The organism is Kribbella sp. NPDC051718, assembly GCF_040681515.1.
Taxonomy (GTDB): Bacteria; Actinomycetota; Actinomycetes; order Propionibacteriales; family Kribbellaceae; genus Kribbella.
In genome coordinates, this window is sequence record NZ_JBFAYZ010000013.1 from 1 (window position 1) to 16,555 (window position 16,555).

Genomic DNA, 16,555 nt, shown 5'->3' on the forward strand with positions numbered 1-16,555 from the left:
GCATCGTGCTGCGTGACACCGTCAACGGTGACACCCGCGAGCTGCCGGTGACCGGACTGTTCATCGCGATCGGCCACGACCCGCGCTCGGAACTGCTCAAGGGCCAGGTCCACCTGGACGAGGACGGCTACGTGCTGGTCCAGCCCGACAGCACCCGGACCAACCTGCCCGGCGTGTTCGCCGCCGGCGACCTGGTCGACCACACCTACCGCCAAGCCATCACCGCCGCCGGCACCGGCTGTTCCGCAGCCCTGGACGCCGAGCGCTTCCTGGCCACGCTGGAGTTCGAGGCGGCCGCGTCGGCCGCTGAGGCCGTCACCGTCTGACTCCGAACCACCCTCTCGCTACCTCGAGCAGCAAACCCCTTAAGGAGATCGCCATGGGCGACAAGATGAACGCAGTCACGGACGCCGAGTTCGACGCGACCGTACTGAAGAGCGACAAGCCGGTACTGGTGGACTTCTGGGCCGAGTGGTGCGGACCGTGTCGTCAGGTCTCGCCGATCCTGGAGGAGCTGGCCGGCGAGCACAGCGACAAGGTGACCTTCCTCAAGATGAACGTCGACGAGAACCCGGTCACCCCGAGTACTTACCGCGTCACCGGCATCCCTACCATCAATGTCTACGTGAACGGTGAACTGGCCAAGTCCATCGTGGGCGCGAAGCCGAAGGCTGCGCTGCTCCGGGAGCTTGCTGACTTCACCGGCTGAGACACTGCTTTAGGCGCCCCCGTGAGGGGACGTTTTCCGCCGCATGGCAAGGAGCATTGATGGCAGCCTCCCAAGGCATCTACCGAATCGGCGACAGTGGTGAAGCCGTCGCCGAGATCATCGGAAAGCTGCAGCGGCTGGGGCTGCTGCAGCCGGGCGACCACTACGTCTACGACGAAGCGACCGCTCATGCCGTGCGGGGGTTCCAGCAGCAACGTGGGCTGATGATCGACGGCATCGTCGGCCCGCAGACGTACCGTGCGATCGACGACGCCCGTTGGCGGCTGGGTGACCGGCTGCTGACGTACGTCGTCTCGCACCCGCTCACCGGCGACGACGTCCAGGCCCTGCAGGCGAAACTGCAGGAGCTGGGCTTCGCCGTCGCCCGGGTGGACGGCATCTTCGCCGCGGACACACAGCGCGCGGTGACCGAGTTCCAGCGCAACATGGGCCTGCCGGCCGACGGCACGTGCGGCCCCTCGACGTTCAAGGCGCTGCAGCGGATCCGCCCGATGGCGACCGGCGGCCGGCCTGACGCTCTGCGCGCATCGGAGGCCGTTCGCGCGGCCGGCCCGCGCTTGTCGGGCAAGACGGTCGTGATCGACCCGGGCCACGGTGGCTTCGACTACGGCTGGGAGGGCTTCGGGCTGCGCGAGTCCGACGTCGCGTACGACCTGGCTTCCCGGATCGAGGGCCGGCTGGGCGCTACCGGCGTACGGGCCTATCTTTCGCGGGGTCGCGATCAGGGGCCGGATGAGCTGGCCCGGGCTGCCTTCGCCAACGAGACGGACGCGAATCTGTGCGTCTCGCTGCACACCGACGGGTCGATGAACCCCGAGGCGCAAGGCATCGCGACGTACTACTACGGCAGCGACCTACACGGCGCCTCTTCCAGCGTTGGCGAGCAGTTCGCCGGCTTGGTGCAGCGCGAGATCGTGGCGCGGACCGATCTGCTGAACTGCCGGACGCACCAGAAGACCTGGGACCTGCTGCGCCGGACCAAGATGCCCGCTGTGCGACTCGAGATCGGGTACGTGACGAACCCGCACGACTCGTCACGGCTGGCGGACCCGGCCTTCCGGGACGTGATCGCCGAGGCGATCGTGGTCGCGATCCAGCGCGTCTACCTGCCGCCGGAGCAGGACGCGTCGACCGGCATGCTGCACTTCGGTCAACTCACCGTCTGATCCCGCAGGTTTCTGACGTCTCCACTACCGTTGTTGGTAGGAAACCAACCTGGGGTGGTGGAGAACTGTGGTCCGGATTCTCGGCGCGGTCGGCCTGCTGGCGGCTCTCTTGGTACCACTCCAACCGGCGGCGCAGGCTCAGGCCACCCGAGCCCCGACCGCTGAGGCCGGCCGCTTGGTCGCGGTGACCGACCAGCAGTCCGAGAACGGCCCGGATGCTCGGATCCGGTTGCTGGATCCGGCGGTCTACAACTGGAACACCGCCGCGGCTCTGAAGTGGTCCTGGTCGCCGACCACCTCCAACGGCTTCAGCGGACTTACCACCGCCTGGGGCCTCCCCTCAGACGTGAAACTGCGGATGGACCGCGCCGGCGCGTACGTAGCCGTCGTCTCCGACTCCCGAGGACTAGCGGGCCTGATCACCTATCCCGGCGGCCAACGCATCTGGGCCCTCAACGTCGGCTCCGCGAACAACCCGCACAGCGTCGAGCTCCTGCCCGACGCACATGGCGTGACCTGGGATCCGACTCAGCAGGTCCTGTGGGTGCTTGGCGGCAATCGCCTGGCAGCGTTGAAGATCAAGGGCACCGCCGCGGCTCCGGTACTGGAGGAGTCGAAGGTGGTGACGCTGCCGACAGGCGGCGGCCACGACCTGACCCCGGTACTGGAGAACCACGACCTGCTCTGGGTCTCGACCGGCTCGAAGGTCTACCAGGTCAGCAAGTCGGCCGGCGCGATCGTCTCCACCGAGAACGTCGGCGGCATCAAGAGCGCGAACAGCATGCCCAACGCCCAGCAGGTCCGCACCACTCCGAAGGCCGGCTGCTACACGTCCTGGTGCACGGACACGGTGCAGTTCGCAGTACCGGCCGCGACGCGGACCTTGACCGGTGCACAGATCTACAAGGCCCGCGTCTGGAGCTCCCGCTACGAGTGAACGAGCTCAGCCGGTACTACGTCCGCCGTCTCCTCCCGTTCAAGCGCGATCACCGGGAGCAGCCGGTCCAACCAGCGAGGCAGCCACCATGCGCGCGCCCCCATCAGGCGTAGTACCGCCGGAACGATCACGCACCGGATCAGCAACGCGTCGAGCAGCACGGCGACCGCCAGCCCGAGGCCGAACTGGTTCAGCATCCGATCCGGGCTGAGCAGGAACGCGCCGAAGACAACGATCATGATCGCCGCGGCCGCCGTGATCACACTGCCCGTGTTGGCAAGGCCCTCCCGCACCGCCTCCATGGCATCACCAGTCCGCCGCCACTCTTCGTGGATCCGCGAGACCAGGAACACCTCGTAGTCCATCGACAGCCCGAACACGATCGCGAAGATCATCACCGGCACGAACGCCTCGATCGGCCCTTGCTGCGCACCGAACCAGCCATGCTGGAAGACCAGCGTGATGACGCCCAGCGAAGCCCCGATGCTGAGCAGATTGAGCAGCGCCGCCTTGAGCGGGATCAGCAGCGAGCGGAAGACCGCCATCAGCAGCAGCGCGGACAAACCGACCACGACGAGTACGAAGATCGGCAGCCGCTTGCTCACCGCACTGGCGAAGTCGTCCGCGGCGGCCGTCGATCCACCGATCAGATAGGTCGCCTTCGTCTGGTCGGCGAGCGACGGCAGAGTCTTGTCGCGCAGTCGCTGGACGAGGTCGCTCGTCTCCTTGTCCTGCGGCCCCGAGGTGGGAAAGGCGAGCATCGTCGCGACCTTGCCGTCGGCCAGCAGTTGCGGCGGCGTGACCCCGGCGATGCCTGGATCCTTTGCCAGCAAGGTGTTGAGCTCCTTGGCCGCGTCCGGGGTGCCCTGCGACATGACGATCAGTGGACCGTTGAAGCCGGGGCCGAATCCGTCGGCCAGCAGGTCGTACGCCTTGCGGCTGGTCTTGGCCGGAGCGTCCGTACTCGCGTCCGCGAACCCGAGTCGCAGGTCGAGGGCCGGCAGGCAGAGTGCGACGAGCGCGACCGTCCCGAGCACAAGCGGTACCCACGGTCCGCGCTGGACCGCCGTCGCCAACTTGCGCCAGCCGTCGCCCGGGTGGCGGCGCGACTTGGCCGCGTGCTTGCGGATGCTGCGCTCGATCCGCTTGCCGAACAGGGTGAGCAACGCGGGCAGCAGGCTCACGGCCGCGAGCATCGTCATCAGCACGGTGACCGTGACGCCGAGTGCGAGCCCTTGCAGCGAGCCGAGTCCGAGCGCCAGCAGGCCGAGAAGGGCGATCACCACGGTGCAGCCGGCGAAGAGTACCGAGCGGCCGGCGGTGTCGAGCGCGATCCGCCCGGCCTTCGCCCGGTCGGCGCCCTTGAGCAGCTCACCGCGGTACCGGGAGAAGATCAGCAGCGCGTAGTCGATGCCGACGCCGAATCCGACCAGCATCATCACGGGCGCCGTGTAGCTGGGGATGGTGAACACGTGCGAGGCGATCACGAGGAGGCCGAGGGTGCCGCCGACCGCGAAGACGGCGGTCAGGAGCGGAAGGCTCGCGGCGAGCAGGGAGCCGAAGAGGAAGACCAGAATCACCAACGCAGCAAGGATTCCGGCGCCTTCAGAGGCTCCGCCCGCACTCTCCTCGGCGCTGCGGACCAGGTCACCACCGAGCTCGACCTGCAGGCCGTCGGAGGCGATTCCCTGCGCCTTGTGGATGATCGTCCGCACGTCCTCGGCCGGCATGTCCGCCGCCGCGACGTCGAGATCGACCGTCGCGTAGGCCGTCTTGCCGTCGGTCGACAGAGAGCCTTTCGCGGTGAAGGGATCGGCGACGGTCGCGACGTGCGGCAACTCGCCGACCTTGGCCAGCATCCCGGCGATCCGGGTCTTGGTCGACGAGGTGGCCAGGCCGCTTTCGTCGTACAGGACGATCTGGACCGAGTCGGTCGCGCCCTGCGGCTGGTGCTCGCGGAAGATGTCGATCACCCGCTGGGAGTCCGTCCCCGGTAGCGAGTTGGTGTTCTTGTACGCGCTCCCGATCAGCGTCGCCCCTGCCGTCACCACGATCAACGCGACCAGCCACAACGTCACGGCCAGCCCCGCCCGCCGCATCGCCCACCCCGCCAACCGCTGGATCATCGTTTCTCCCTACATGTAGCGCGTCTACTTATGTGGTCTCGACGGTAGCACCTCTATGAGTAGACTGCCTACATGAAGGCGGATGCGCTCCGAGGACATCTGGACCCGATGATCCTGGCCGTGGTCGAGTCAGAGCCCCTGCACGGCTACGCGATCATGGAAGCCCTGCTCGAGCGCAGCGGCGGCGAACTGGATCTGCCGACCGGGACGCTCTACCCGGCGCTCAGACGGCTGGAGCGGGCCGGCTACCTGGCCAGCGAGTGGAGCACGGTGGGCGGCCGCAAGCGGCGGACGTACCAGCTCACCTCGGCCGGTCAGAAGATGCTCGCCACCGGCAAGACCGAGTGGGAGACGTTCCGCGCCGTCGTCGAGGGCGTACTCCGGCCCAAGGGCGCGTCAGGCCAGGCGTAGACAGCGATGCGCCGCCCGGCTGACCAGCAGCAGCGGCGCGACCACGAACGCGAAGACGACCAGCAGTCCGGTCGCGTCGGTGCCGTTCGCGAGCGAGCTGGCCGTGCTGAGCAGGAGCGCGATGATGCTCACGGCGGCACAACTCGCCAACGCGAACCGGGCCGTGGCCTTGGTCGCGTGCTCACGGACCGCCGGGTAGCGCAGCCCGACGCCGGTCGCGATCAGGATGACGAAGCCGCCCGCGATCGACAGCCCACCGGCCAGCATCACCAGCTGGTTGAGGAACTGCACGACCGCGTTGTCCACGTCAGGGTGCTGGTTCCACGCCCAGAGGCCCTCCTGCCAGACGATCGGCTGGGCGATCATCACCAGCAGGAGCAGTACCGCCGTCCGCCGCCCTTGGGCGATCCCGAGCTCGGAGCGATATCCCGGCACCACCTCGGCCAGGTCCCCGAAGTCCGCCACGGCCTGCTGCGCAGCCTCCTGCGGGTCAAGTCCGTCGGCTTCGTAGGCCTCGGTGGCGTCGACGAGGCTGTCCCGCGCCTCCGCCATCAGGTCGGCCTTACGCCGGCGCGGCCCACGCAGCGCGCGACTCAGACCGGCCAGGTACGTCTCGACCGGGTCCTGGACGACGGTTCCGTGACTGGACACAGCTACCAGTATGGGGACGAACGGGGTGAATCACGTCCGGGTCTCCACTGAGCGAGCCCTGGTTCGCCGGCTGACGAAGTACAGGCCGACGTAGGAGATGACGAGCAGCGCGAAGCCGACCTTCTCCGCGACCCAGGTGTAGCCGGCCGGATAGACGGTGCCGTCGATGTAGTGCTGGATGAAACCGCCGGTGTACGGCTGCTCGCCGCCCTCGCGCCGCCAGTGCTTCTCGAGCGCGGTGATCGGGCAGCCGAAATCGAGGATCACGATCGCCAGGTTCCAGACGCCGACGAACAGATGTGCCCAGATCACCCGCCGCCACTTCCACGCCAGGAAGCCGCCGATCAGGAAGAACACCAGCAGGGCGCCGTGCACGATCGCGACCAGGTCGGCCAGCACCCGGTAGATCATGACGGCTTGCGGGTCAGGGTGTCGCGCACCGCGGCCGGCGCCGGCCGGGCGGGCTCGGGGCGGATCGCGCCCATCAGGCGTTCGACCGCGGCCTCCATCTCGCTGCGCCAGGTGATGACCGAGCGGAGATCGAGCCGGAGCCGAGGGTTGCGTGGGTGTTCCCGCACTACTCCGAACCCGACCGCCTGAAGGAAGTCGGTCGGCCAGACGCAGCCGGGGCCGTGCCATTGGGAGTCGCCGAATGCCTCGACCGCCCGGAAGCCGCGCTTGAGGACGTCCTTGGCGACGGCCTGGATGAGGACCTTGCCGAGTCCCATGCCCAGGTACCGGGGCAGGATGCGGCCGGTTGCCAGTACTACGGCGTCCGGGCTCGGTGGAGCGGTGGGGAAGGCCTGAATGCGGGGCAGGTACGCCGCCGGCGCGTAGAGGGCGAATCCGGCGGGGGCGTCGTCGACGTACAGGACGACTCCGGCCGTACCCCAGTCCAGCAGGAGCTGGGAGAGCCAGGCTTCCTTCTCGAGTTGGGTGTCACCGGTGCGGCTCGCCTGACGCGCGGCGACCGGGTCGAGCTCCCAGAAGACACAGGAACGGCATGGCACCGGTAGCTCGTCGAGGTTGGCGAGCGTGAGCGGTTCCAGCCGGCGTGCCATCAGAGCATCCAGTCGGTCACCGGGCAGCCGGCGCCGGGGTCCTGGCGTCGGGGGTCTCCGCGGCCTCCGGAGCGACATATCGCTGTTGCACCTTGGCCGCCGGTTGCCGTCTGAACAGCTCGCCCGCGAACCCGGCGAGGACGCCGAACAGTAGTCCGCCGAGCGCCAGTCCGATCGCCTTGCCCATGCTCATCCGATCCCGCCTTCCGCAGCACTCCAGGTCGTGCTCCAGGGCCAGTGGCCATCTCAACCACCAGTCGGCACCATGGTCGAACCTGCCCCTATAAGGCATGGTAGTGAGAGGTAGCGCCGATCGGCAGTCCGGGCACGCGAACACGCTCGGCTACTTCGGCGTAGCCTGGTGCCTTCCCCGGCATGCCCCTCGTCGCCTGTTCTTGGAGCCGCTCCGTGAGTGCTGACCTGCCTGATGTCCGGCAGACCCGTCTCGACAACTACGTCGACCGGTACGCAGCACGGACCAAGGGTATGACCGCATCGGAGATCCGGGCGCTGTTCTCGGTCGCGAGCCGCCCGGAGGTGGTCTCCCTGGCGGGCGGAATGCCCAATATTGCAGGGCTTCCGCTCGATGTGGTCGGCAGCGCGGTCCGCGATCTGGTGGTCGACAACGGCGCCGTCGCGATGCAGTACGGCTCCGGCCAGGGCGACCCAACCCTGCGCGACCAGATCTGCGACGTGATGCGGCTGGAGGGCATCGACGCGCATCCGGACGACATCGTGGTCACTGTGGGTAGCCAGCAGGCGGTCGATCTGGTCACCCGCGTGTTCTGTGATCCTGGTGACGTCGTGATCTGCGAGGCCCCGTCGTACGTCGGTGCGCTCGGTGTTTTCCGGGCGTACCAGTGTGAGGTCGTTCACGTTGCGATGGACGACGACGGTGTGGTGCCGGAGGCGCTGGAGCAGGCGATCGCCGCGGTCCGGGCGGCCGGCAAGAAGATCAAGTTCTTCTACACGATCCCGAACTTCCACAACCCGGCCGGGATCTCGCTGTCCGACGAGCGCCGGCGGCGGGTGCTGGAGATCTGCCAGCGGGCCGACCTGCTGATCCTCGAGGACAACCCGTACGGCTTGCTCGGGTTCGACGGTGAGCCGCAGCGCGCGTTGCGGGCCGACGATCGCGAAGGGGTCATCTATCTGGGCTCCTTCTCCAAGACGTTCGCCCCGGGCTTCCGGGTGGGCTGGGCGGTGGCGCCGCATGCGGTGCGGGAGAAACTCGTGCTGGCGCAGGAGTCGGCGACGCTGTGTCCGCCGGTCTTCAGTCAGCTCGCGATCTCGTCGTACCTGATGCGGCACGACTGGCTCGGCCAGGTGAAGCAGTTCCGGGAGATGTACCGCGAGCGCCGGGACGCGATGCTCGCGGCCCTCGCCGACAAGATGCCTGCGGCAACGACCTGGACCCGGCCCGGTGGTGGGTTCTACGTCTGGCTGACACTGCCCGACGGCCTCGACTCGAAGGCGATGCTGCCGCGCGCTGTCACCGCCCGGGTCGCGTACGTCCCCGGCACCGCCTTCTTCGCCGACGGTTTCGGCTCCCAGTGCATGCGGCTGTCGTACTGCCACCCGACGCCCGAGCGGATCACCGAAGGGGTCGCCCGGCTCGCCGCGGTGATCAACGAGGAGCTCGAGCTGCGGCAGACGTTCGGTCCGCTGAAGCCCGGCGCGGGCCGGGACTACGACGCGCCAGGGCCAGAGCTTAGTTAAGGATTTGCTGGGGACTGGTCATGGACGACCGGTCGTGGCGGTACCGTTCAAATGGGCCTCGGGACCGGCGCCCGCCGGAGTCGCCCACTAGCGATCGGGAAGTTTCTATGAGTGATCTGGGTCGAGTGCTGGTACTGGCCGGCGGACTGTCGCACGAACGGGATGTCTCCCTGCGCTCCGGCCGACGCGTGGCCGACGCCCTGCGCAGTGTCGGGGTCGAGGTCGAGCAACGCGACGTCGACGCCAGCCTGGTGGAGCGCCTGCGCAACGATCCGCCCGATGCGGTCTTCCCGGTCCTGCATGGGGTGACGGGTGAGGACGGCGCGCTTCGCCAGGTCCTCGATCTGTATCGGGTGCCCTATGTGGGCGCTGATGCTGAAGCCTGCCGGACCGCTTTCGACAAGCCGGTGGCCGCGACGATGGTGACCTCGGCTGGGCTGCACACGCCGGCCTCCGTCGTGCTGGGTCATGACACTTTCCGCGAGCTGGGCGCTGCCGCGCTGATGGAGGCGGTGATCGGTCAGATCGGGCTGCCGCTGGTGGTGAAGCCTGCTCGTGGCGGGTCGGCGCTCGGCGCTTCGATCGTGCGGGCGGCGGACGAGCTGCCGTCGGCGATGGTGAACTGCTACGCGTACGGGCCGGTCGCGCTGATCGAGCGGTATGTGGACGGCGTCGAGGTTGCTGTGACCGTGGTGGATACGGGCGATGGTCCGCGGGCGTTGCCTGCTGTGGAGATTCGGCCGGATTCTGGGTTCTACGACTACGAGGCTCGGTATACGGCTGGCGCGACGCAGTTCGTCGTACCGGCTCGGCTGGAAGCGTCGGTGGCTGCTGCCTGTGCTGCGGCCGCGGTGACGGCCCATACGGCGTTGGGTTTGCGGGATCTGTCTCGCTCGGACCTGGTGGTCGACGCTGACGGTGTGCCGTGGTTCCTCGAGGTGAACGTGGCGCCGGGGATGACCGAGACGTCGCTGGTGCCGTTGGCCGCAGAGGCTGCCGGTATCGAGCTCGGGGTGCTGTGTCGCGATCTGCTGGCCGCGGCCGCTGCTCGTTGAGTCTCCTCTGATGTCCGTCGCGCCTCCAACTCCGCCTCTGGCTCCTTCACCGTTGGCGCGACCCTTGTGGCGAACGGTCTTCACCCCACGCTGGATCGCCCTGCTGTTACTCGCGCTGGCGATCGCTTCTGTGATGTCGGTACTCGGCGTTTGGCAGCTGGACGTCTATCACTCGAAGACGGCGGCAGCGACCGCGAAGCGGGCCGAGGGTGCGCCGGTACCACTGAACACGCTCTTCTCGATCGACCAAGGCCTGACCTCGAAGGCTGTCGGGCGGAAGGTGACCGTCACCGGGACCTGGGGTCCGGCTGCTGACCAGCTGTACATCTCGGATCGCCGGCTGGGTGACCAGAACGGCTTCTGGGTCATCTCACCCGTCATGCTGGATTCCACTGGGAGCGCCGACGGCTCGACCGGTGCCGTGATGGTCGTTCGTGGCTGGGTGCCAACCGTTGCAGACCCCGCGGTGAAACCCCTGACCGGCCGCGTCGAGCTGACCGGCGCCGTAGCCCAGTCCGAGGCCCAGGACGCTTCAGGTGACGCCGCGAAGGGCCGCACCCTTCAGTCGCTGAGGATCCCCACCATCGTGGACCTGGTCGACTACCGCATCTACGACGCCTTCGTGGTCCTCTCCTCCGTCGACAAGCCAACCGCGTCGTCGGCCACTGCTCTGGCACCCGCGATCGTCCCCGCCCCGTCCCCACCGACCGACCACGCCGGTCTCCGCAACGTCGCCTACGCCTTCCAGTGGTGGATCTTCGCCGCCTTCACCCTGTGGATGTGGGGCCGAATGGTCCTCGATGCCCACCGCTCCGATGATGCCGATGACTCGGACCAGGCGGACGGCGAGCTGGAGCCAAGCGGTACCGTTTCAGCGTGACCTCCCCCGCAGACCCCGCCACGTCCGCCCTGTCCCCGGCAGTGAAGAGCGCGCTCACCCGCTACCGCGTGATCGCCTACATCGTCGGCGTCATGCTGCTAGTCCTGGTCTTCGTCGCCATGCCGCTCAAGTACCTCGGCGACAACCCCTCAGCGATGAACGTGGTCGGCCCCCTGCACGGCTTCCTCTACGTGGTCTACCTCCTCGGCGCCTTCGACCTCGCCCGCCGAGTCCGCTGGAGCCTCCCCCGCCTCATCCTGGTAGCCCTGGCCGGCACCATCCCCTTCCTCTCCTTCTACGCCGAACGCAAAGTCACCCACGAACTAACCCGCCCCTGACCCACCCCCTCAGCGCGGCGCTTGGGCCGGGGTTGTCCTCGGCTCATCCTCAGCGGTAATTGCAGTGCGGCGTCTTCAGCTCTGACCTAGCTTCAGCCGCATGACCGCTACCCTCGAGCAACTCACCGAAGCCAACCGCGCCAGCTGGAACCAGATCGCCCCCGCCCGCCACGGCGAACCCGCCGAGTTCTTCCGCGCAGGCGGCCTGGCCCTCGAAGACTTCGAGCTGGCCCTCGCGGGCGACGTCCGCGGCCAACGCATCCTCCAGCTCGCCTGCTCCTGCGGCGACCAAGTCCTCTCCTGGTCCGCCCTCGGCGCAACCGCCATCGGCGTAGACATCTCCGAGGTCGCCCTGGCCATCGCCCGGCAGAAGTCCACCGACACAGGCATCCCAGCCGACTTCCGCCGCGCGGACATGTACGACCTGCCATCCGACCTGGTCGACCTGGATCTCATCTACTTCAGCTGGGGCGCCATCTGCTGGGCCCCCGACCTCACCCGCCTGGCCGACATCCTCGCCACCCGCCTCCGCCCCGGCGGCTCGCTTTTGCTCGCCGAACACCACCCACTCTGGGAAGTCCTGGCAGTCCGCGGCGACAACCACCTCGCAGTCACCGGCGACTACTTCGGCCGTACCACTCCCCGCGCCGAAACCGACGACGCCAAACTCCCCGCCGGCGCCCGCGGCACCACCGCCCCGCCACCCTTCAACGCTTTCGTCTGGCCCACCAGCGACGTAGTCACGGCCCTCCTCAACGCCGGCTCCACCTGGACACCTTCACCGAGTCCCCGGCCCCCGACATCTACACCGGCCTGGGCCCCACGGCCGCCCAGCTCCCGGCCTACTACGTCATCAAAGCCACCAAACCCCGATGTTTCACATGAAACATTCCGGCCGATACGTCGCCAAGTAGCTATGTCGACAAATCCCGCCAACCCCTCTCAGACCACTCACCCGAACCAGAGGACGCAAAATGACCGACCGCGAAGCCATCGAAGCGCTGATTCTGACCTACGCCGCATTGGTCGACGCCGGCGACTTCGAAGGCGTAGGAGCCCTTCTCTCGCAAGCCACCTACGCCGGCGCCACCACTGTCACCGGCCAGGAAGCCATCACCGAGAACTTCCACAACACCGTCATCCTTCACCCCGATGGCACCCCACGAACCAGACACATCGTCACCAACTTCCACATCAAGATCGACGAGGACGCAGGCACGGCCACGTCTCGCAGTACCTTCACCACCTATCAAGCCCTCCGCAACTTCCCCCTCCAACCGATCGCCGTAGGCCACTACGACGACACCTTCACCCGCACCGAGACCACCTGGCACTTCACCACCCGCCAGGTGACAGTCGACCTCGCCGGCAACCTCACCCGCCACATCCGATCTTGAAGCGCGCCCCGCTCGAGCTAATTCGTGAGCGTTCCACGTGAAACACAGGAGCCAGGCTGTGCCGGCAGCTGGCTTCGACTGAAAGAGCTTTGGGCACCCGTGTCGAAACAGCGAGGGGCGGTTCGTAGACAGAGTGAGAGGCCGGTGACGGACCGGTCCGAGGCGAGGAGATACTCCGATGGAGAACGTGGCCCGGCAACTCAAGGATCTGTTCGTACCGATTCACGAGGTCGCCTACATGGCCGACGAGCCCAACGAGGAACTCCAGGCCCTCGGCTACGAGGGGTACTGGCCGCTGTACTTCGCCTCCCGGTCAGCGCCGCTCGGCCGCGTACCGGCCGAGGTCGTCGACGCCCTGTTCTACAACTTCGTACCAGGCGAGGTCGCCGCCTGCATCCCCAGCGTCTGGGACGTCGCCACCCCCGAAGCCGTCCTCGCCGCCCGCCAGCGCGGCTGCGTCAAAGCGCTCCGCAACATCCTCGGCGACCTGGCAGACAGCCCCGTCATCGCCCGCGCCGCCGACCTCTTCACAAAGGCCGCGTTCAGCGCACCAGTCGAGGGCAGGATGCTCTTCGCCGGCCTCCGCTCCCTCCCCGTCCCCGAAGAGCCCCTCGCCAAGCTCTGGCACGCAGCCACCCTCCTCCGCGAACACCGAGGCGACGGCCACACCGCCGCCTTGGTAACCCACGGCATCAGCGGCCAGGAATCCCACGTCCTCCTAGCCCTCTTCTGGGACATGAAGCCCCCGAGAGTTCGGCCGCCTAGACCCCCTCACAGACGACCAGCTGGAAGACGTAATCAGCGGCCTCCGCGACCGCGGCCTGGTAGCCGACGACAACACCTTCACCCCAGCCGGCCGCAAACTCAGAACCACCATCGAAGACCTCACCGACACCCTGGCCGCCCCCGCCTACACCTGCCTAACCCCCCAAGAGATCAACCAACTCATCACCGACCTAACCCCCCTCCTCAAAAAGATCAACGCCGCCAACCCCTTCTAACCCCGCTGCCTCCGACACAGCACGCAGAGGCCTGACGCCTCCCGGAGGTGATCGACAGGGCGACCGAACCGACGCCGACGGTCACCCTCACCACGGTCAGACCCCCGCTCGTACAGCACTCCCGACCCTGCTGCGTTCGGCACATCAACGACGGCCTCGCACCTCCGGTACAGCAACACGCGGCCCCACCAACGTCGGGTTCCCGGACGACAGCCCGCGTCGGTACGACTCCATCCAGCGGTCATGGCGACAACCCACCACAGCACGAAGGCGACCAACCCGACACCCGCTCGAAGCTCCTCCGACCACCCGGCCGTGCCACCGCCCCTCCCACATTCACAACTAGCCCTGGCCCCACCTCCACTCGCCGCACCTCCCCTCGACGCGCAGCTCCAGTCGACGCAGCTTCCGACACCGCTCCAGTGGGAGGCGCTCCACTCGCGCCGCTCGACGCCTCGGCTTGGCGCGACTCCGCTCCGGCCTGACCCGCTTGGGGTTGACCCCGCGATTCCCATCGGCCCCCGCCTCGCGTCGGCTCCTCCGCGTATGAGCTCGTCGACGCCTTGGCGGTGTGCAATCCGCGACCGCTCCTCGCCTGCCAGTCGAGCTACCAACTGCCGACGCCCTGGCAGGCTCGCTCCGCCGGCATCGTATTGGTCGCCACCGCGGCTCGCTTTGGGCTGACCCGATTCGCGTTGGCTCTGCCTCGTATCGGATCCACTTCCTACCAGGTCTGCTCGAGGCGTCGATGGCGTCGCGGATGTACTGGGCGAAGAGCTTGCGGATCTTGACGCCCTCGGCAGCAACGCGGCTTGCCAACCACATCGGCTGCCGGTCGAGCCGATGCTGGGCCGGTGGGCGCGGTTCGAACGGCCCGCCCCAGCGATCCGCGAGGTGAGGCGTCCAGATCCAGGTCGTAGCTGCCGCTGCTGTGGCCGGCTCGGTCAGCGTCCCGTTGGTCGCATCCACAGCTCCGATGGGGCTGACCCGATTCGAGTTGGCTCTGCCTTGCGTCCGCCCCACTTCGTACCAGCTCTGCTCGATGCCCTGCTGGCAGGGCAGTTCAGCGACCAACCTCCCCCGCCGGTCGGTCTGCCGGTGCATGGCAGCTCGGCCAGCGTCGCGTTACCCGCAACCGCAGCCCCATTTCGGGCTGGCCGCTTGGACTGACCCGAATCGCATCGGCTCTGCCTTGTACCTGCCCCACTTCGTATCAGGTCTGCTCGACGCCTTGGCCGCAGCGCAGCTCGGCGACCGCCACCTGCCGGTCGAACTACCGGCCGACGACGCCGTGGGCGGCTCGGTCAGCATCGCGTGTGTCGCGGTCACGATGCCGCATCGGGGGCGGGAGTTCGTCGGCGGTGATCTTTGTGCGGCCGTCCTGCGCAACAGTTGGCCGAGGGCGTTGCCCCGAACCCGTGATCGTGGTCTGGGCTTGGGAGCACGAGTGTCGGGCAGCAGGCGGGTGGCGAGGGACAGTCCTACTCGTCGGCTCGAAGGAGCTGTTGCTGCTCGGCCTCCAACTGGGTCTTCGTCCAACCCGCACACCGTCAAACCCGGTTTTTACCTCACCCGGTCCTTGCCCCACCCAGTCCTTACCCCCGTCCCTGCCCACCGGACTCTTCCTCCACCGGACTCTTCCTCCACCGGACCCTTCCTCCACCGGATCCTGCCCCCAGCCGGTCCATCCCACCGGGGGCGCTTCTCCCACCGGGGGCGCTTCTCCCACCGCGTCCTTCCCCAAGGGTCCTTCTCCTACTGAGGTTCTTCCCCCACCGGACCCGCCTGGTGCGGCGGAGGTCTGGCGGCGGCAGGTCCCCCAACCCGATCCATCCCACTGGGTAGATCCCCAGCCGGTTCATCTCGTGGTGGTTGGCGGAGCGGTGCGGTGCCGGAGCGGTATTCGGCGTCTGTGGGGTGGTGGGTAGCAGGACGCCCTGTGGGATCGGGTGGGATCGCACAGGACGTGGGGGTGGGGCTCGAGGTGGGTGCCGCGCTGACGTAGGGGCGCGGCTGTCCGGGTTAGGGCTCGGGGGTTTCGGTGGGGTCCGTGGACGTCTTGTTGGGGTCCATCAGGGTGACTATTCGTTCTAGGTCGTCGATGGTGGCGAATTCGACGGTGATGCGGCCCTTGGTTTTGCCTAGGTCTACTTTTACTCGGGTTTCGAAGCGGTCGGAGAGGCGGTCGGCCAGGTCGACCAGGCGGGGGGCTACGGGCTTGTTGCGCCGGCGAGCCGGGGTCGGGTCGTCGGCGGACATGTCGCCCATCGCGACGATCTCTTCGACGGTGCGGACCGACATGCCTTCGGCGACGATGCGTTGAGCTAGGCGTTCGATGGCGTCGCCGCTAGGGAGACCTAGGAGAGCGCGGGCGTGGCCCGCCGACAGGACGCCGGCGGCTACTCGCCGCTGGACCGAAGCCGGGAGCTTCAGCAGGCGCAGGGTGTTGGAGATCTGCGGACGGGAGCGGCCGATCCGGCTGGCCAGGACTTCCTGGGTGCAGTCGAAGTCGTCGAGCATCTGCTGGTACGCCGCGGCTTCTTCCAGCGGGTTCAGCTGGCTGCGGTGCAGGTTCTCCAGCAGCGCGTCGCGGAGCATGACGTCGTCGGACGTGTCCCGGACGATCGCGGGGATCGTGGTGAGGCCGGCCAGCTGGGTCGCGCGCCAGCGGCGTTCACCCATCACGAGTTCGTACGTCGTATCGGTCAGCCGCCGGACGACGATCGGCTGCAGCAGGCCGATCTCCTTGACCGAGTGCACGAGCTCCGCCATCGCGTCCTCGTCGAAGACGCTGCGGGGCTGCTTCGGGTTCGGGGTGATCTTCTCGACGTCGATCTCGGCGAACTCCGCGCCGGGGACGGCAGCGAGCTCGGGGCCGGCCTGGACCGGCGGCGCTCCCGGAATCGAGCTGGACTTGCTGCCCAGGGTGCTGGTTGTGCCGGGAGCAGGGGTGCTGGGAATCAGCGCACCGAGTCCGCGTCCGAGTCGGGTGTTCATCGCTGCTCCCTCGAGTTCAACTGCTTCGGATCGATCAAGTGTCGTCGACAGCAACTGCGCCACGGTAGCTGGTCTCAGGTGACGGC

Annotated in this window: 17 protein-coding genes and 1 pseudogene; 11 read left to right on the forward strand and 7 right to left on the reverse strand. The window is 67.8% G+C overall.

The window, feature by feature from the left end:
* The 4 genes from AB0M15_RS35955 to AB0M15_RS35970 form a co-directional block, all read left to right on the forward strand.
* On the forward strand, positions 1–326 hold a 326-nt coding region (locus AB0M15_RS35955; protein ID WP_363829149.1), incomplete at its 5' end, for an FAD-dependent oxidoreductase.
* Between the two features lie 53 nt (positions 327–379).
* Positions 380–709: a thioredoxin gene (gene trxA / locus AB0M15_RS35960; RefSeq protein ID WP_343967994.1), complete on the forward strand. Its 330-nt coding sequence runs from the start codon at positions 380–382 to the stop codon at positions 707–709.
* Positions 710–768: 59 nt separating this feature from the next.
* Positions 769–1,896, forward strand: coding sequence for an N-acetylmuramoyl-L-alanine amidase (locus tag AB0M15_RS35965; protein WP_363829154.1), 1,128 nt, complete (start codon positions 769–771; stop codon positions 1,894–1,896).
* 67 nt (positions 1,897–1,963) lie between these two features.
* Entirely contained in the window at positions 1,964–2,833 is an 870-nt protein-coding gene (locus tag AB0M15_RS35970) for a DUF6528 family protein (RefSeq protein WP_363829157.1), read from the forward strand.
* Here AB0M15_RS35970 and AB0M15_RS35975 read toward each other — a convergent pair.
* Positions 2,824–4,959, reverse strand: a complete 2,136-nt coding sequence (locus AB0M15_RS35975; protein ID WP_363829160.1) for an MMPL family transporter — start codon at positions 4,957–4,959, stop codon at positions 2,824–2,826. The genes AB0M15_RS35970 and AB0M15_RS35975 overlap by 10 nt on opposite strands.
* Positions 4,960–5,031: 72 nt before the next feature.
* Here AB0M15_RS35975 and AB0M15_RS35980 point away from each other — a divergent pair, with 72 nt between their 5' ends.
* Positions 5,032–5,370, forward strand: coding sequence for a helix-turn-helix transcriptional regulator (locus tag AB0M15_RS35980; protein ID WP_343967985.1), 339 nt, complete (start codon positions 5,032–5,034; stop codon positions 5,368–5,370).
* Here the strand turns inward: AB0M15_RS35980 and AB0M15_RS35985 are convergent.
* The 4 genes from AB0M15_RS35985 to AB0M15_RS36000 are packed head-to-tail and all read right to left on the reverse strand — an operon-like array spanning position 5,356 to position 7,275.
* On the reverse strand, positions 5,356–6,021 hold the full coding sequence (locus tag AB0M15_RS35985) for a permease prefix domain 1-containing protein (protein ID WP_363829164.1): 666 nt from the start codon (positions 6,019–6,021) through the stop codon (positions 5,356–5,358). The two genes, AB0M15_RS35980 and AB0M15_RS35985, sit on opposite strands and share 15 nt — an antisense overlap.
* 30 nt (positions 6,022–6,051) lie before the next feature.
* Complete coding sequence (locus AB0M15_RS35990; protein ID WP_363829167.1) at positions 6,052–6,432, reverse strand: DUF2784 domain-containing protein; 381 nt, start codon at positions 6,430–6,432, stop codon at positions 6,052–6,054.
* Complete coding sequence (locus tag AB0M15_RS35995) at positions 6,429–7,082, reverse strand: GNAT family N-acetyltransferase (RefSeq protein ID WP_363829171.1); 654 nt, start codon at positions 7,080–7,082, stop codon at positions 6,429–6,431. The genes AB0M15_RS35990 and AB0M15_RS35995 overlap by 4 nt, the downstream gene beginning before the upstream one ends.
* Before the next feature lie 16 nt (positions 7,083–7,098).
* A complete protein-coding gene (locus AB0M15_RS36000) occupies positions 7,099–7,275 on the reverse strand; it encodes a hypothetical protein (RefSeq protein ID WP_328331468.1) in 177 nt (58 codons plus the stop codon).
* Positions 7,276–7,490: 215 nt separating this feature from the next.
* Between AB0M15_RS36000 and AB0M15_RS36005 the strand changes: the two genes are divergently transcribed.
* The 6 genes and pseudogenes from AB0M15_RS36005 to AB0M15_RS36030 all read left to right on the forward strand — a co-directional run bounded on the left by AB0M15_RS36005 (position 7,491) and on the right by AB0M15_RS36030 (position 12,471).
* Positions 7,491–8,801, forward strand: a complete 1,311-nt coding sequence (locus AB0M15_RS36005; protein ID WP_363829175.1) for a PLP-dependent aminotransferase family protein — start codon at positions 7,491–7,493, stop codon at positions 8,799–8,801.
* Between the two features lie 107 nt (positions 8,802–8,908).
* Positions 8,909–9,856, forward strand: a complete 948-nt coding sequence (locus AB0M15_RS36010; RefSeq protein WP_363829178.1) for a D-alanine--D-alanine ligase — start codon at positions 8,909–8,911, stop codon at positions 9,854–9,856.
* A 52-nt stretch (positions 9,857–9,908) separates the two neighbouring features.
* Positions 9,909–10,736, forward strand: a complete 828-nt coding sequence (locus AB0M15_RS36015; RefSeq protein ID WP_363829181.1) for an SURF1 family protein — start codon at positions 9,909–9,911, stop codon at positions 10,734–10,736.
* Positions 10,733–11,074 (forward strand): DUF3817 domain-containing protein, encoded by a 342-nt coding sequence (locus AB0M15_RS36020; RefSeq protein WP_363829184.1) that lies wholly within the window; start codon positions 10,733–10,735, stop codon positions 11,072–11,074. Before AB0M15_RS36015 ends, AB0M15_RS36020 begins: the two co-directional genes overlap by 4 nt.
* Positions 11,075–11,174: 100 nt before the next feature.
* Positions 11,175–11,579, forward strand: a pseudogene (locus tag AB0M15_RS36025) (class I SAM-dependent methyltransferase); the annotation flags it as partial.
* Positions 11,580–12,048: 469 nt separating this feature from the next.
* Complete coding sequence (locus tag AB0M15_RS36030; protein ID WP_363829189.1) at positions 12,049–12,471, forward strand: nuclear transport factor 2 family protein; 423 nt, start codon at positions 12,049–12,051, stop codon at positions 12,469–12,471.
* Between the two features lie 313 nt (positions 12,472–12,784).
* On the opposite strand, the gene AB0M15_RS36035 is transcribed toward AB0M15_RS36030, so the two are convergent.
* Positions 12,785–13,183 (reverse strand): hypothetical protein, encoded by a 399-nt coding sequence (locus AB0M15_RS36035; protein WP_363829194.1) that lies wholly within the window; start codon positions 13,181–13,183, stop codon positions 12,785–12,787.
* A 2,311-nt stretch (positions 13,184–15,494) separates the two neighbouring features.
* On the reverse strand, positions 15,495–16,469 hold the full coding sequence (locus tag AB0M15_RS36040) for a ParB/RepB/Spo0J family partition protein (protein ID WP_363829201.1): 975 nt from the start codon (positions 16,467–16,469) through the stop codon (positions 15,495–15,497).
* Between the last annotated feature and the right edge of the window lie 86 nt (positions 16,470–16,555).

What these genes read in the sequence shown, in the direction of transcription:
- AB0M15_RS35995 (WP_363829171.1), bottom strand. Translation starts at nt 7,082, where the DNA reads ATGGCACGCCGGCTGGAACCGCTCACGCTCGCCAACCTCGACGAGCTA.
- AB0M15_RS36010 (WP_363829178.1), top strand. Translation starts at nt 8,909, where the DNA reads ATGAGTGATCTGGGTCGAGTGCTGGTACTGGCCGGCGGACTGTCGCAC.
- AB0M15_RS35980 (WP_343967985.1), top strand. Translation starts at nt 5,032, where the DNA reads ATGAAGGCGGATGCGCTCCGAGGACATCTGGACCCGATGATCCTGGCC.
- AB0M15_RS35990 (WP_363829167.1), bottom strand. Translation starts at nt 6,432, where the DNA reads ATGATCTACCGGGTGCTGGCCGACCTGGTCGCGATCGTGCACGGCGCC.
- trxA (WP_343967994.1), top strand. Translation starts at nt 380, where the DNA reads ATGGGCGACAAGATGAACGCAGTCACGGACGCCGAGTTCGACGCGACC.
- AB0M15_RS35965 (WP_363829154.1), top strand. Translation starts at nt 769, where the DNA reads ATGGCAGCCTCCCAAGGCATCTACCGAATCGGCGACAGTGGTGAAGCC.
- AB0M15_RS36030 (WP_363829189.1), top strand. Translation starts at nt 12,049, where the DNA reads ATGACCGACCGCGAAGCCATCGAAGCGCTGATTCTGACCTACGCCGCA.
- AB0M15_RS36000 (WP_328331468.1), bottom strand. Translation starts at nt 7,275, where the DNA reads ATGAGCATGGGCAAGGCGATCGGACTGGCGCTCGGCGGACTACTGTTC.
- AB0M15_RS36040 (WP_363829201.1), bottom strand. Translation starts at nt 16,469, where the DNA reads ATGAACACCCGACTCGGACGCGGACTCGGTGCGCTGATTCCCAGCACC.
- AB0M15_RS35975 (WP_363829160.1), bottom strand. Translation starts at nt 4,959, where the DNA reads ATGATCCAGCGGTTGGCGGGGTGGGCGATGCGGCGGGCGGGGCTGGCC.